We start from the raw sequence: 14,150 nt of genomic DNA on the forward strand, positions 1-14,150 counted from the left end.
GAATCCACTTGCCGGATCAGCGATCACTGAGTAATACTCCAGATGGAACATTCAGGGTGGATCAATCCAGATGGAGGAGCATGCGAGAGCTGACGCCCCTGGCGATCGCCGTGCTGGCGTTGCTGAACGAACAGCCGATGCACGCGTACGAGATGTACCAACTGCTGCTGGCCCGGCAGAACCATCGACTGGTGAAGGTGCGGCCGGGTTCGCTCTACCACACGGTGGAACGGCTGGCCGGGCAGGAGTTCGTCCGCGCCACCGGCACCGAACGGGCCGGCAACCGCCCCGAGCGGACGACGTACGCGATCACCCCCGACGGCCAACGCGCGCTGATGAAGCGGGTCCGGACCGGCATCGAGAAGTACGAGTACGAGTACCCGCTGTTCCCCGTCGTACTGAGCGAGGCGCACAACCTCGACTCCGAGGACGCCCTGGCCAGGCTCCGGAGCCGGGTCGAAGAACTGGACGTGGCGGTGGCCGAGTTCGAGGCGACGATCGCCGACGTCCGGGCCCGCGAGGTGCCGGAGCAGTTCTGGATGGCCGGCGATTTCAACCGGGCCCAGATGGCCGGTGAACGTGAGTGGCTGAACACCCTGATCAAACGCATCGAGAGCAAGGACTTGGCATGGTCACACCGCAAGAACAAGTGAAGCCGGACGTGAGGCCGTGGCCCGCCCTGTGGGCCCTGGTCCTCGGCTTCTTCATGATCCTGATCGACTCCACCATCGTCTCGGTGGCGACACCGGCGATCCTGACCGACCTGAACTCCGATGTCGGCACCGTGGTCTGGGTGACGAGTGCCTACCTGCTCGCGTACGCCGTCCCGCTGCTGATCACCGGACGGCTCGGCGACAAGATCGGCCCGAAGAAGCTCTACCTGGCCGGGCTGATCGTCTTCACCCTGGCGTCGGTCTGGTGCGGGTTCACCGGCACGATCGAGATGCTGATCGTGGCCCGGGTCTTCCAGGGCCTCGGCGCGTCGATGATGACGCCGCAGACGATGGCCGTGATCACCCGGATCTTCCCGCCGGACCAGCGCGGCCGGGCGATGAGCCTGTGGGGCGCGACGGCCGGCGTGGCCATCCTGGTCGGGCCGATCCTCGGTGGCGTCCTGGTCGACAGCCTCGGCTGGCAGTGGATCTTCTTCATCAACGCGCCGGTCGGCGTGATCGGGTTCGTGCTGGCGATGCGGCTGGTGCCGGACCTGCCGACGCACGAGCACAAGTTCGACCTGATCGGGGTCGCGCTGAGCACGATCGGGCTGTTCTGCCTGGTGTTCGGCATCCAGGAGGGACAGAAGTACGACTGGGGCCAGATCAAGGGCCCGCTGTCGGTCTGGTCGCTGATCATCGCCGGCCTGGTGGTGATCGGGATCTTCTTGGTCTGGCAGGCCCGCAACAAGGGTGAGCCGCTGCTGCCGCTGACGTTGTTCAAGGACCTGAACTTCTCGCTGGCGAACATCGCGATCACCACGGTCGGGTTCGCGATCACCGCGATGGCCTTCCCGTTGATGCTGTACGCGCAGGAGGTCCGTGGTCTCAGCCCGACGCGGGCGGCTCTGCTGTTCGTTCCGATGGCCGTCATCTCCGGCGGGCTGGCACCCTTCGTCGGCCGGTTGACCGACCGGACGCCGCCGCGGTTCATCGCCGGCTTCGGCCTGCTCTGCTGCTCGGCGTCGATGTTCTGGCTGAGCAAGGCGATCGAGCCGACCGCACCGATCTGGAAGATCCTGCTCCCGCTCGCTTTGCTCGGGGTGGCGAACGGCTTCATGTGGGCGCCGATCGGCACGACGGCGACCCGGAACCTGCCGATGCACCAGGCCGGTGCGGGCGCGGGCGTCTACAACACCACCCGTCAGATCGGCGCCGTCCTCGGCAGCGCGGGTATCGCCGTACTGATGGAGTCGCGACTTGCTGCGAACCTGCCGGCGGCGCCCGGCGGCGGTGGCGAAGCAGGCGTGGGTGGCGGGAAACTGCCGGCCGCGTTGCAGCAGGGATTCAGTGACGCGATGGCGCAGGCGATCCTGTTGCCGGCAGCCGTCCTGATCATCGGCCTGATCGCCGTACTGATGTTCACCAAGCCCAAGCACCTGCAGCGTCCGGCCGACGCGCCGGTCGCGGCAGAAGCCGGCTAGCCGATCTGGAACGCTTGCGTGACCGAGGCCTGTCCGTCATAGACGGCCTTGGCCACGTACGTTCCGGGCTTGGCGAGCGGCTGACCCGGGAGACAGCCGGGCGCCGACCGGCGCCCGTTCCAGAGCACCGTCGTACCGGAAACCTTGCCCTTGGCAACAGGGAAGGTGGTGCGCGGAATCGCCTGCTCACAGTGGGTCGAGGTCCAGATCTGATCATTGCCGGAGGCAATCGTCAGGGACAGCACGGTCGGATCGATCGAGGCCTTGCACTCGTCGCCGAGCGCGGTCAGCTGGATCCCGAAGTTGAGCGCGGCGCCCGAGGCGATCGCCCGGGCGGCCGGGATCAGATCGATCCGGACATCCGAGCCGGTGCACTTCGCGTCCTTCGGCGTCGTCGGTGTCGACGGCTTGCCGGTGGTCTTCGTCGTCCTGCCCGTCGTCGGCCGGTCGGTGGGCGTCGAGGACGGCGTCGTGCTTGGACCGGCAGACGGCCCCGAGCTCGGTGTCTGGCCGGGATCTGTGGCCGCCGTGTTCTTCGGATCCTCGCCACCGCCGCTGAACAGACTGATGAGCAGCACCAGCAGGACCACGCTGACGGCGAGGAGGAGCCCCCGCCGGAACCAGTAGACACTGGCGGGCAGGTGCCCGACCGGTCGGAGCAGGCTGCTCATGCTGGCACCTTAGTGTCAGGATTGTGCTCGACATGTCAGACTCGCCGCTCCCCACCGCATCAGCCCTGCACGAGCCCGTCCTGGACTGGTACGTAGGGAACGCCCGCTCGTTGCCCTGGCGGGAGCCGGACGCGGGCGCGTGGGCCGTGATGGTCAGCGAGTTCATGCTGCAGCAGACACCGGTCGCCCGCGTGCTCCCGGCGTACAGGACGTGGTTGGAGCGGTGGCCGAAGCCGGCCGACCTGGCTGCAGAGGCGCCAGGCGAGGCTGTGCGGGCCTGGGACCGCCTGGGGTACCCACGGCGCGCTCTGCGGCTGCACGCGGCTGCCAAGGCGATTGTGGAGCAGCACGGCGGCGTAGTACCAGATGACCACGCTGCACTGCTCGCGCTGCCGGGTGTGGGGACGTACACGGCTGCTGCGATCGCGTCGTTCGCGTACGGGCAGCGGCACGCAGTGGTGGACACCAACGTGCGACGGGTCTTCGCCCGTGCGCTGACGGGGAGTGCGCAGCCGAGCATCTCGCCGACTGCGGCGGACCTGCGGCTCGCGGTCTCGGCACTGCCGGAGGACGAGCCCACTGCCGCGCGCTGGGCGGTCGCGACGATGGAGCTGGGCGCGCTGGTGTGCACAGCTCGGTCACCGCGCTGCGGCGAGTGCCCGATCCGTAGCCGATGCGCTTGGGTGCTCGCCGGGAGTCCGCCGTACGACGGACCGGCGCGCAAGGGGCAGACCTACGAGGGGACCGACCGGCAGGTCCGCGGCCGTCTACTCGCCGTACTGCGGGCTGCCGCCGGCCCGGTGCCGAAGGGTGAGCTCGACGCGTGCTGGCCTGAACAGGCGCAGCGTGAACGTGCACTCGACGGACTGGTCGCAGACGGCCTCGTGGATCCGCTGCCACGCGCCCGCTACCGCCTCCCGCAATGACGTTGCGTCCGAAGAGGCGTGGGTCAGGACCCACGGTGATTCGGACGCAAGCGGGGTGTGGGCGTGCTGGAAGCCGGCCTGGGGTCACGCGACCCCGGCCGGCTTCAGCGGATGAAGCAATAGCGGGTGGTGCTCAGTTCTTCTTGCTGCTGTTCGCCGTCGCCTCGTCGGCGTCGTCGGTGAGCAGGTCCAGCGGCATCGCCGGGCTGCCGGACAACGTGGCCAGCATCTGCCGGACGTTGGTCAGCTGCGCGTTGATGCTGTCACGACGCTGCGTCGCGGCCGCGAGCTCACGCTCGGACTCGGCGCGGATCCGCTCGGACTTGTCCTTCGCGGCGGCGACGATCTCCTGGGCCTGACGGTTGGCGTCGGCCAGCTGCTGCTGGGCCAGGCGCTCGGCCTCGGAGCGGGACCGGTCGGCTTCGCGCTGCACCTGGGTCGCACGGTCGGTGACCGCGGCCAACTGCTGCTCGGCCAGCGCCGTCCGGGCGGCGAACTCCTGCTCGACCTTGCCACGGCGCTCGGCCAGGGTGGTCTCGAAGGCAGCCGCTGCCTGGGCGGACTTGGCCCGCTCCTGCTCGTACAGCGCCTGGGCCTCGCTGCGGCGCGCGGTGGCGTCGCGCTCGGCCTCGTCACGCATGTCGTCGGCCTGGGTCCGCGCCTCTTCGAGGATGCGGGCAGCCTCGGCGTCGACCTCGCTCTTCCAGTCCAGGGAGTACTGCTCGGCCTCCTTGCGGACCTTCTTGGCGTGCCCTTCGGCGTCGGCGACGATCGCCTCGGAGTCGGTCCGGGCCCGGGTGACCAGATCGCGCGCCTCGTCGTCGGCCAGCGACAGGATCTTCGCCACCCGCTCACCGAACTCGGTGAAGGTGGGCTTGCGGTCCTTGTTGTCTTCCTGCGCCGAAATGACGGCCGACTCGGCGGCGTCCGTCCGGCTCTGCAGCTCCTGCACGTGCCGCTGCAACTGCTCGGACTGCTGCTGCAGTGCGGTCAGCGAGGTGGTCAGCTCGCGAACGTGCTGGTCCACCTGGGCAGGCTCGTAGCCACGCAGAACGGTGCGGAACGGGGTTGGGGCTTCACTGCTCATGTCTTCTGATGCTCACTTCGGTGGGTGGGTGGATCACACATTGTCACTGACAAGGATCTGACTGTCACGTCCTCATCCTGATTCCCCCGTGGAACCCTCGCCACCGGACATTCCACCACCTGCATGGAAGCCAGGGATAGCGAGTGCCTCGATCACACCCGAAAGCTGGGTGAGCTCCTTGGTGATCTCGTCACGGCGCTGGTTCAGCGCCGCGACCCTCGCCTCGGCGTCGGCGAGAAGTTTACGGGCCTGCGCGCGCAGCTCGTCGGCGTGCTCGCGGGCCTGCGCCTCGAGCCCCTGGGCCTCGGCGCGGGACTTGCGGATCAGCTCGTGCGACTGCCGCTGGGCGTCGGCGAGATCGGTCGCGGCCCGCTCGCGCAGTACCTGCGTGCTGGACTCGGCCTCGGCCTCGCGCCGGTTGGCCCGGTCGACGATTTCCTTGGCCTCGACCGAAGCGGCCGCCTTCAGGCGGTCGGCCTTCGCCTGGGCCTGCGCGGTCAGCCGCTCGGACTGCTGGGTCGCATCCGCCAGCAGGGACTGTGCCTGGACGGTCAGCTCGGCGTTGTTCTTCGCGGCCGCGCTCTGAGCCTCTTCGAGCTCCTTGGCGACCGCGGCCTGGGTCTCCCGCAGCCGGCTCGTCGACCGGCTGATCACCCGGCGCAGGTGCGCGCGCTTCTCCTTGGCCAACTGTGCGACGTCCACAGCGGCCTGGTCGCGGATGGCCTGGGCCTCCCGCTCGGCGGCGGCAACCAGCTCGTCGACCGTCTTCCTGCTCCAGGCCGTCTGCTTCTCGGCCTCGGCCAGCGCGGCCTCGGCGGCCCGGTTCGCGTCCTCAACGATCCGCTGCGCCTCGCCGGACGCCGTCCGGCGGTCCGCCTCGATGCTGTCGACGACCAACTTGGCCTGCGCCCGCGCGTCGGCCATCAGCCGTTCGTTGGCGCCCTCGGCCTCGGCCTTCTGCTCGGCGATGTCGTCGAGCGCGGCGGTCCGGAGCTTGTCGATCTCGAGCGTGATGGCCGCTAGCTTGGCCCGCTCGGTCTCCTCCAGCTCGGCCGTCCGTCGTTCCAGCTCGGACCGGTTCTCGCCGCGGAGGCGCTCGATCTCGGCATGCGCCTCGGCGATCTCGGTCCTGGACCGTTCCCGGGCGGCCTCGGCCTCACGCTCGACGGAGGTCCGCAGTTCGCTCGCCTCGGACTCCGCCCGGGCGATCAGCTCGGCCTCGGTCCGGACCGCGGCCTGGGAAACCAGCCGGGCCTGCTCACCCGCGTCCGCGACCAGCTGCTGCGCTTCCCGGCTGGCACGTTCGACGTTGTGCTGCGCGGCCTCCCGGGCAAGCCGCGCATCTTCGATCAGCTCGTCGGCATCTTCCTTCAGCCGGCCCGCTTCCGCTTCGGCAGCCGCGATCCTGCGGGCTGCCGCGGCCTGTGACTCGGCCCGCAGTTCGTCAGCGGCGGCCTGGGCCTCCGACCGCATCTGCTCGGCAGCCGCGGTCGCTTCGCTGGTGACCCGCTCCGCCTCGGCCAACGCGTCGGCCTTGACCCGCTCGGCCTCGGCCTCCGAGTCGGCCCGCAACTTCTCGGCCGCGGCTTCGGACTCGGCCCGCAACCTGTCAGCGGTGCTCTCCGACTCGGCGCGCAGGCGCTCGGCGCGCTCGGCCGCGTCCGCGCGAACCTGATCGGCACGCTCCTCCGAATCGTTCCGCAGTTGCTGTGCGGTCTGCTCGGACTCGACGCGGAGCTGCTCGGCCTGCTGCTCAGAATCAGTGCGGAGCTGCTCGGCTCGCTGCTCGGACTCGGCGCGAAGCTGCTCGGCCCGCTGCTCGGACTCGCTGCGGAGCCGCTCGGCCCGCTGCTCCGACTCGGTACGGAGTTGTTCGGCGGCGTGCTCGGCGTCCTTCAGCAGGCGCTGGGCGGCGGCCGTCGCCTCGGCGCGCACCTTCCGCGCCGCCTGGTCGGCCTCCTCGCGCAGTCGCGCCGACTCGACCCGGATCCGCTCGGCCGAGGCGAGGGCGGTGTCGTTCTCGTACTCCGCCTGCTCGCGCAAGGTGTCGGCGATCCGCTGTGCTCGCTCGAGCACTCCACCCGCTTGCCGCACGCCAAAGGAACCGGCGTCGGGGACCGGTTCCTGGGTCAACGGCAGACGCGGGGCGTCCATGCGACGAGATGATTCCATCTCCGACCCCCTCTCCAACAGTCCGGGTCCACTAGACGCAGTCACGCTCTTACAACGAGCCACATTGGGCGACGGGTAACTTCTTTTCATGCCGCTGCGCGATCTTCCCACCGAATCGACGGCTGCGGCGGCCTTGCTCCGGACCGAAGAGGTTCGGCTTCGAAGGACCTTACGGCGTACTCCATGGCACGGTGCGGCCCTCGCGTGTCTCGCTGTCGGGGCTGCTCTGTCGGTGCTGGTTCCTGGCCCAGCAGGCACAGACTGTTACCTCTGGCGGGCGACCACGCAGCCGGTCGACGGTCGCGGCGCCGCGCTCGCTCTACCCGTCGCGATGATCGTGCTCCTACTCGCGGATCGCCTTACCGCGGACAACTTCCGCCACCGCCAGCAGGTCCGCGGCTGGGGTGCCGTGGGACTTGCGGTCATCACCGCGACCGCCTGGATCGGCTTGGCCGGGCAAGGGCGGGCAGGCTGCTCCACCTCACCGACTGTGATCGGCATAGTCGCCTGCGGAACCCTCGCCGCGGCGGTCGCCGCCTACTGGGCGATCCGTACGCAAGTACGGGATCCAGTACTCGCGGAGGCCGCCGAAGACGCTTCCGACGAGCCTCTCAATCAGTCCGAATTGCGGGCAATCTTTCTCAGATTGACCTCGCTGGCCGATGTTCCGGCCCGATCCGCGCTGGTTCCGATCGTCGCCGGAACTCTCGCCGCACTGCTGCTGCTCTCGACCGCGCTCCCCTGGCGCGAGCTGATCGACCCAGTGTCGATAGGCCCCGCAGGCGCTGAGGCCGGGCTGGCTCGCGCCCAGCTCTGGGACCTGCCGTACGCATCCAGCTGGGCCCTAGCCATCGCCGGCACCGCTGTCGCCACGCTTGCGGCCGCCATAGTCACGTTGGTCCGCGCCAAGCCCACCTTGCTCGTACTACGAACAGCTGCGGTCGCCACCGGCTCTCTCGCCGTCACGGGTGTTCTCACCGCCCTTCTGCGCCTCCCCGCGAGGCTTCCCGACGGAGTCGGCTATCGCCCAGGTCTAGGAGCCTGGCTGGCCCTGGCGCTCGGCGTGCTCCTGCTCGCAGTCGGCCTGACCACCACAGTTCTCTCTGTACGTCGTCGGTCGCGCGGCTGGGCCTTGCGCCTTGGTGCTGTGGTCCTAGCCGGGCTGGTCGCGGTTGGAGCAGGAGTGGTCGCACCGGCCGCGGCAGCACCGCAGTACAGGCCGCAGGTCGTTGTAGGGGTGCCACACCAGCTCCTGGATCTGCACGGCGGCCAACTGGTCGACAGGCTGGGGATGCGGGTCGCCATCGGTACTTCGGATCCCCTCGACTCCATCGCCGGCACTCTGGACGGTAAGCCGGGCGAGTGGCTGCTGGGCCGGACCGGCTCCGAGGGATCGACTGTCTTCGAGTACCGCGACGGCTTCGCGCTGCCGAGAGTCTCGTTGAGCCACGGAGTCACGCCACCGGCGCTGCTGGGAGTTACTGACAACAAGCTGGTGATCCTGGCCGGCGGCGCTGCCGACAAACACTGGGCGATCCTGGCCATTCCGCTGAACCTCGTCGCGGCGGACGTCAGCCTCAGCCACACGAACCCCGACGGCACGCTGTACGTCACTCCTGGCATCGACACCTACGCGACCGGACGCGGTCCGGCACTCACCCATCGGAACGCGGATCGCTCGATCGTCATCTGGGGGTCCACCTCCTGCTGGCAGATCCCCGCGAACCAGCTGCGGACCGGGATGGACCTCAAGCAGTTCCTGGTCGCGCCTGGCCCCGGCGCTCCGGGCAACAGCGTCTCCACCGGCCCGGACGGCACGACGGCTTGGCGGACCGGCCAGACCGGGCTGGCTCTGCTCCGGCCTGGCGGTAAACCGCAGCAGGTGACCGGAGTTGCTCCTGCTGGGTGTCTGCCGAGTTCCGACGCGGCCAGCTCGTCTTTGACCGTCGAGGCCTTTGCTGTCGATGTGCGGGGCAATCTGTGGCTTGGCGGCAGCTCGCCTACCGCCGTGCTCACTCCGGACGGGTTGCTGCGCCAACTGCCAGGCGCTGTGAGCCAGGTGGACAGCATGGAGGCCAGGCCGGACGGGTCGGTGCTGCTGGGGGTGTCACCCGGCGGTGGGGACCAGGTCCTCGAGATCACCGATGCGGCCGCCTCTGCTTCGTCGTACCCGGTGCTGGGTGAACCCGAGCCACGGTGTGATCGCAGGAAGGTTGCGAGCGGCAGTACGCCGTACAGGGCGACGCTGATGCCTGCAGTACCAGTTGTCGCTCCGCCGGTGACGGCAGAAGGCGTTGTAGGTAAGGCGACTTCAGGGACCTCTACGCAGCTGGCGCTGGATTCGCGGGGACGGCTGGTGCGACTCGCAGTACCGAACGCCGCCCACGTGTGGGCTCCGGATGGGCAAGGTGGTGTCTGGTGGACCGTGTCGGGTCAGGGGGAACCCACGACCGAAGTGGCCGTCCATCTGACTGCCGGGAGAGCCACCGTGCTGCGAGATCCGAAGGAGGCCGCGCCCAACCAGCGCGGTGAATTCGCAGCCGCTGCCGGCGATCGGCTGGTGACGGCGATCGGCACCAACCTTTACAACTTCTACGGACCGGGACGCCAGGTGAGCCGGGTCAAGGTCAGCGGCACGCTACGGCAGAACGGCCTCGTCCAGCTCAGCTCGGGCGAGGTCGCGATGGTGATCGACGAGCAACTGCTGCTCACCAACGGCTCCGGCAAGACCACCAAGCTGTTCGGCGGCGATGCGACCGGCTGGCCGGTGGCGTCCGCCACCACACCTGACAAGTGGACCACCGACGGCAATTGGTTCACCGGACCGGACGGCAAGATCTGGGGGTACGACGGCAGCAAGCTGACCCGCGTGGACGGCCCAGGACGCGTCACGGTCGTCGCCGGCCCGGCGCAGGGCGTCCCCCAGGCAGCCGACGAGGTCACCGTGATCAACAACCACCTGTACTTCGAACTCGGCAACGACATCGTCAACCTGGAGCCCCTCCGATGAGCGAACAGACCTGTCGCTCCGAGCTGGAGCCCGCGACGAGCGAACCACCCCGTCCCTTCGAGCTGGAGCCCCCGCGACGAGCGAACCACCCCGTCGCCTCGAGCTGGAGCCATTGTGATGAGTGAGCCGACCCGTCGAGCCGGCTGGGCGCTGGCGGCGGAGGGGACGCCGGAGCGCGAGCTGGCGCCGGACGAGGAGCTCGCGCGGCGGCTTGACCTCGCCGAGCAGGCCCTTGGGACCAGGCAGCATCGCTGGTTCGCGCGAGCCACCTTGCTGGCGGCGCTGGCGACCGGGATCACGCTGCTGCTGCCGTGGACGTTCAGCCGGCGGCTGGGCGAATCGGTCTGGCAGCTCGGCGTCGAGGTCCAGCCGTCGCTCCTGCTGACCTGGCTCGCCGGGCTGATCGCCTCGATCCTGGCGCTGACCCTGCGGCCGGGGCACGCCGCTCAGGCCTGTACCGCGATCACCGGGGTCATCGCCCTGATCCACGTCGCCGGCAGCTGGCAGGCCACCGCCCAGGACTCCCTCAGCGACACCTGGCCAGGCCCTGGTCCCGCCTTCGCCATCGTCGCCGGCCTCAGCTGGATCCTCTGCGTCTCGGCCCAGCTGATCGCCGACCACCCCCACCCCAGCACCCCCACCGACGAGTCCCTCCAGACCGCGATCAGCCGCCTCCGCCACACCCGCTGACCCGCCCCGGCCGGCTCGGGACCGAGGCCGACCGAGCGGCGAGCCCACCGCGCACCTGCTCACCCGCCCCGGCCCGCTCGCGACCCGAGGCCGACCTGAGCGGCGAGCCCAACGCGCACCTGCTGACAGCGAGCCCGGCGTGCTTTGGACAGCGAAGAGCCCCGCGGACCCTGGGGTCCGCGGGGCTCCTGGCTGACCAATTCGTCGCTGTCAGCTGTCCTGGATGCCGGACGAACCGCCGGCGATCTCGGTCAGCTCCAGGTCGGGGTCAGGGCTGGTCGTCTTCGGGGTACCGATGAAGGTGAAGTACTCCGGCAGGCCGTCCCTGTCGACGGTGCCATCGGGGGCCACGTCGACGAGCACGATCTGACCGGGGCGAAGCTCCCCGAACAGGATCCTCTCGGCCAGCACGTCCTCGACGTCACGCTGCAACGAGCGACGCAACGGGCGAGCGCCCAGCACCGGGTCGAAGCCACGCTTGGCGACCAGAGCCTTCGCCGCCGGGGTGAGTTCGATGCCCATGTCCTTGTCCTTCAGCCGGTTCTCCACCTGCGCCACCATCAGGTCGACGATCTTGACGATCTCTTCCATGCCGTGCTGGTGGAACACCACGATCTCGTCGACGCGGTTCAGGAACTCGGGGCGGAAGTGCTGCTTGAGCTCCTCCGTCACCTTCGACTTCATCTTCTCGTAAGAGCCGCCGACATCGCTGGCCTGGGAGAAGCCGAGGCTGACGGCCTTGGCGATGTCCCTGGTCCCGAGGTTGGTGGTCATGATGATGACGGTGTTCTTGAAGTCGACCACGCGGCCCTGGGCGTCGGTCAGGCGACCTTCGTCCAGGATCTGCAGCAGCGAGTTGAAGATGTCCGGGTGGGCCTTCTCCACCTCGTCGAACAGCACCACGCTGAACGGCTTGCGACGGACCTTCTCGGTCAGCTGGCCGCCCTCTTCGTAGCCGACGTAACCAGGAGGCGAGCCGAACAGCCGCGAGGCCGTGTGCTTCTCCGAGTACTCCGACATGTCGAGGCTGATCAGCGCACTCTCGTCGCCGAACAGGAACTCGGTCAGCGCCTTCGACAGCTCGGTCTTACCGACACCGGACGGGGCCGGCGAAGATGAACGAGCCACTCGGCCGGCGCGGGTCCTTCAGACCCGCACGGGTCCGCCGGATCGACCGCGACAGCGCCTTCACGGCGTCGGTCTGGCCGATGTAGCGCTTGGCCAGCTCCTTCTCCATGTCCAGCAGCCGCGAGGACTCCTCCTCGGTCAGCTTGAAGACGGGGATGCCGGTCGCGGTGCTGAGCACCTCGGCGATCAGCTCCTCGTCGACCTCGGCGACGACGTCCATGTCGCCGGCCTTCCACTGCTTCTCCCGCTCGGCCTTCGCGTTGATCAGCTTCTTCTCGTCATCACGAAGAGAAGCCGCCCGCTCGAAGTCCTGGGCGTCGATCGCCGACTCCTTCTCCCGGCGGACGTTCGCGATCTTCTCGTCGAACTCCCGCAGGTCCGGCGGAGCCGTCATCCGGCGGATCCGCAACCGGGCGCCGGCCTCGTCGATCAGGTCGATCGCCTTGTCGGGCAGGAACCGGTCGGAGATGTAGCGGTCGGCCAGCTGCGCGGCGTTGACCAGGGCGGCATCGGTGATGGTCACCCGGTGGTGCGCCTCGTAGCGGTCGCGCAGGCCCTTGAGGATCTCGATCGTGTGCGCGATCGAGGGCTCGGCGACCTGGATCGGCTGGAAGCGACGCTCCAGGGCGGCGTCCTTCTCGACGTACTTGCGGTACTCGTCGAGAGTGGTGGCGCCGATGGTCTGCAGCTCGCCGCGGGCCAGCATCGGCTTCAGGATGCTCGCCGCGTCGATCGCGCCCTCGGCCGCGCCGGCCCCGACGAGGGTGTGGATCTCGTCGATGAACAGCACGATGTCGCCGCGGGTGCGGATCTCCTTGAGCACCTTCTTGAGCCGCTCCTCGAAGTCACCGCGGTAGCGCGAACCGGCTACCAGGGCGCCCAGGTCGAGGGAGTAGATCTGCTTGTCCTTGAGCGTCTCCGGCACGTCGCCGCGGACGATCTGCTGGGCCAGACCCTCCACGATCGCCGTCTTGCCGACACCGGGCTCACCGATCAGGACAGGGTTGTTCTTGGTCCGCCGGGACAGCACCTGCATGACCCGCTCGATCTCCTTCTCGCGCCCGATCACCGGGTCGAGCTTGGATTCGCGGGCCGACTGGGTGTAGTTCCGGCCGAATTGGTCGAGCACCAAGGAGCTGCTGGGAGCACCCTCCGCGGGTGTACCAGCGGACTGGGTCTCTTTGCCCTGGTATCCGCTCAGCAGCTGGATGACCTGCTGCCGGACCTTGTTCAGGTCCGCACCGAGCTTGACCAGGACCTGCGCAGCGACGCCCTCACCCTCGCGGATGAGGCCGAGCAGGATGTGCTCGGTGCCGATGTAGTTGTGACCCAACTGCAGGGCCTCACGCAGGGAGAGCTCCAGTACCTTCTTGGCGCGCGGGGTGAACGGGATGTGCCCACTCGGAGCCTGCTGTCCCTGGCCGATGATTTCCTCGACCTGGGAACGGACAGCCTCCAGCGAGATACCGAGGCTCTCCAGAGCCTTGGCGGCGACACCTTCACCCTCGTGGATCAGGCCGAGCAGGATGTGCTCGGTCCCGATGTAGTTGTGGCTGAGCATCCTGGCCTCTTCTTGAGCCAGGACGACTACCCGACGGGCGCGGTCCGTAAATCGTTCAAACATCGCCAAAGCGCTCCTTGCCTCAGAGGAGTCGGACGTGCCGTGTGTCCAACCCCCGTACATGCATGCTAGTCCCCGGCAACGACAGGCTCGCTCTCAGCGAACACGCCACCACCTCCGGTACGGCCTGGAGTGGGGATCACAAGGGAACAACCTCCCAGGTCACCCTGGTGTTCCCGACGCGCCCGGTGTTCGCCACCAGCGAATTCCGCACTTTGTTGCCCGATCAGGCACTGATCGTGAGAACTCGCTCACCCAGGTGTCCACAGTGTGAAACGGCCGGAATGCGGACGGTCCCGGTGCCAACCGTGGCACCGGGACCGGTAGTCCGCAGGAATTACTTGGCGTCGTTGTACGCCGCGCGTACTTCGGCCGAGATCCGGCCGCGCTCGCTCACCTCGTAGCCATTGTCCTTGGCCCACGCGCGGATATCCGCGGAGTCGGTCGCGGACCGGCCCCGTCCGCGCGCGCGGCCTGCGCTGCCCCGGCGGCCGGCGACCCGGCGACCGGCGCCGACGTATCCGGCGAGGGCGTCGCGCAACTTGGCGGCGTTCTTCTTGGAGAGATCGATCTCGTACGTCGAACCGTCCAGACCAAAAGTCACGGTCTCGTCGGCCTTACCACCGTCGAGGTCATCCTCGAGAACTACCTGAACCCTTTGCGCCATCGCTGACAGTCCTTTCCGCGCCCGTCAACGGGCACAATCCC

The 14,150-nt window shown here is 68.7% G+C and carries 9 protein-coding genes and 1 pseudogene; 5 read left to right on the forward strand and 5 right to left on the reverse strand.

Annotated features, from left to right (window positions below; all coding sequences use genetic code 11):
- Positions 1-80: 80 nt before the first annotated feature.
- Together F1D05_RS16955 and F1D05_RS16960 are read left to right on the forward strand one after the other, a co-directional pair.
- Positions 81-653, forward strand: coding sequence for a PadR family transcriptional regulator (locus tag F1D05_RS16955; RefSeq protein WP_185448560.1), 573 nt, complete (start codon positions 81-83; stop codon positions 651-653).
- The gene (locus F1D05_RS16960) at positions 629-2,137 is read left to right on the forward strand and encodes a DHA2 family efflux MFS transporter permease subunit (protein WP_185448561.1); all 1,509 of its coding nucleotides are present in this window, start codon (positions 629-631) and stop codon (positions 2,135-2,137) included. The genes F1D05_RS16955 and F1D05_RS16960 overlap by 25 nt, the downstream gene beginning before the upstream one ends.
- Here the strand turns inward: F1D05_RS16960 and F1D05_RS16965 are convergent.
- Complete coding sequence (locus F1D05_RS16965; RefSeq protein ID WP_185448562.1) at positions 2,134-2,808, reverse strand: hypothetical protein; 675 nt, start codon at positions 2,806-2,808, stop codon at positions 2,134-2,136. The genes F1D05_RS16960 and F1D05_RS16965 overlap by 4 nt on opposite strands.
- 32 nt (positions 2,809-2,840) lie before the next feature.
- On the opposite strand from F1D05_RS16965, the gene F1D05_RS16970 reads away from it, so the two are divergent.
- Positions 2,841-3,734, forward strand: a complete 894-nt coding sequence (locus F1D05_RS16970; protein ID WP_246486765.1) for an A/G-specific adenine glycosylase — start codon at positions 2,841-2,843, stop codon at positions 3,732-3,734.
- Positions 3,735-3,867: 133 nt separating this feature from the next.
- Here F1D05_RS16970 and F1D05_RS16975 read toward each other — a convergent pair whose 3' ends face one another.
- Positions 3,868-4,821, reverse strand: a complete 954-nt coding sequence (locus F1D05_RS16975) for a DivIVA domain-containing protein (RefSeq protein ID WP_185448563.1) — start codon at positions 4,819-4,821, stop codon at positions 3,868-3,870.
- Positions 4,822-4,893: 72 nt separating this feature from the next.
- Positions 4,894-6,975, reverse strand: coding sequence for a kinetoplast-associated-like protein (locus F1D05_RS16980; protein WP_246486766.1), 2,082 nt, complete (start codon positions 6,973-6,975; stop codon positions 4,894-4,896).
- A gap of 106 nt (positions 6,976-7,081) precedes the next feature.
- Here F1D05_RS16980 and F1D05_RS16985 point away from each other — a divergent pair, with 106 nt between their 5' ends.
- Both F1D05_RS16985 and F1D05_RS16990 read left to right on the forward strand, forming a co-directional pair.
- A complete protein-coding gene (locus F1D05_RS16985; RefSeq protein ID WP_185448565.1) occupies positions 7,082-10,003 on the forward strand; it encodes a hypothetical protein in 2,922 nt (973 codons plus the stop codon).
- A 117-nt stretch (positions 10,004-10,120) separates the two neighbouring features.
- Positions 10,121-10,693 (forward strand): hypothetical protein, encoded by a 573-nt coding sequence (locus F1D05_RS16990; RefSeq protein WP_185448566.1) that lies wholly within the window; start codon positions 10,121-10,123, stop codon positions 10,691-10,693.
- A gap of 210 nt (positions 10,694-10,903) precedes the next feature.
- On the opposite strand, the pseudogene F1D05_RS16995 reads toward F1D05_RS16990, so the two are convergent.
- Both F1D05_RS16995 and F1D05_RS17000 read right to left on the reverse strand, forming a co-directional pair.
- Positions 10,904-13,445, reverse strand: a pseudogene (locus F1D05_RS16995) (ATP-dependent Clp protease ATP-binding subunit).
- A 334-nt stretch (positions 13,446-13,779) separates the two neighbouring features.
- The gene (locus tag F1D05_RS17000) at positions 13,780-14,109 is read right to left on the reverse strand and encodes a histone-like nucleoid-structuring protein Lsr2 (RefSeq protein ID WP_185448567.1); all 330 of its coding nucleotides are present in this window, start codon (positions 14,107-14,109) and stop codon (positions 13,780-13,782) included.
- Positions 14,110-14,150 lie beyond the last annotated feature (41 nt).

The sequence above is a fragment of the Kribbella qitaiheensis genome, assembly GCF_014217565.1.
In the GTDB taxonomy this organism is placed as follows: domain Bacteria; phylum Actinomycetota; class Actinomycetes; order Propionibacteriales; family Kribbellaceae; genus Kribbella; species Kribbella qitaiheensis_A.

What these genes read in the sequence shown, in the direction of transcription:
- F1D05_RS16955 (WP_185448560.1), top strand. Translation starts at nt 81, where the DNA reads ATGCGAGAGCTGACGCCCCTGGCGATCGCCGTGCTGGCGTTGCTGAAC.
- F1D05_RS16960 (WP_185448561.1), top strand. Translation starts at nt 629, where the DNA reads ATGGTCACACCGCAAGAACAAGTGAAGCCGGACGTGAGGCCGTGGCCC.
- F1D05_RS16965 (WP_185448562.1), bottom strand. Translation starts at nt 2,808, where the DNA reads ATGAGCAGCCTGCTCCGACCGGTCGGGCACCTGCCCGCCAGTGTCTAC.
- F1D05_RS16970 (WP_246486765.1), top strand. Translation starts at nt 2,841, where the DNA reads ATGTCAGACTCGCCGCTCCCCACCGCATCAGCCCTGCACGAGCCCGTC.
- F1D05_RS16975 (WP_185448563.1), bottom strand. Translation starts at nt 4,821, where the DNA reads ATGAGCAGTGAAGCCCCAACCCCGTTCCGCACCGTTCTGCGTGGCTAC.
- F1D05_RS16980 (WP_246486766.1), bottom strand. Translation starts at nt 6,975, where the DNA reads ATGGACGCCCCGCGTCTGCCGTTGACCCAGGAACCGGTCCCCGACGCC.
- F1D05_RS16985 (WP_185448565.1), top strand. Translation starts at nt 7,082, where the DNA reads ATGCCGCTGCGCGATCTTCCCACCGAATCGACGGCTGCGGCGGCCTTG.
- F1D05_RS16990 (WP_185448566.1), top strand. Translation starts at nt 10,121, where the DNA reads ATGAGTGAGCCGACCCGTCGAGCCGGCTGGGCGCTGGCGGCGGAGGGG.
- F1D05_RS17000 (WP_185448567.1), bottom strand. Translation starts at nt 14,109, where the DNA reads ATGGCGCAAAGGGTTCAGGTAGTTCTCGAGGATGACCTCGACGGTGGT.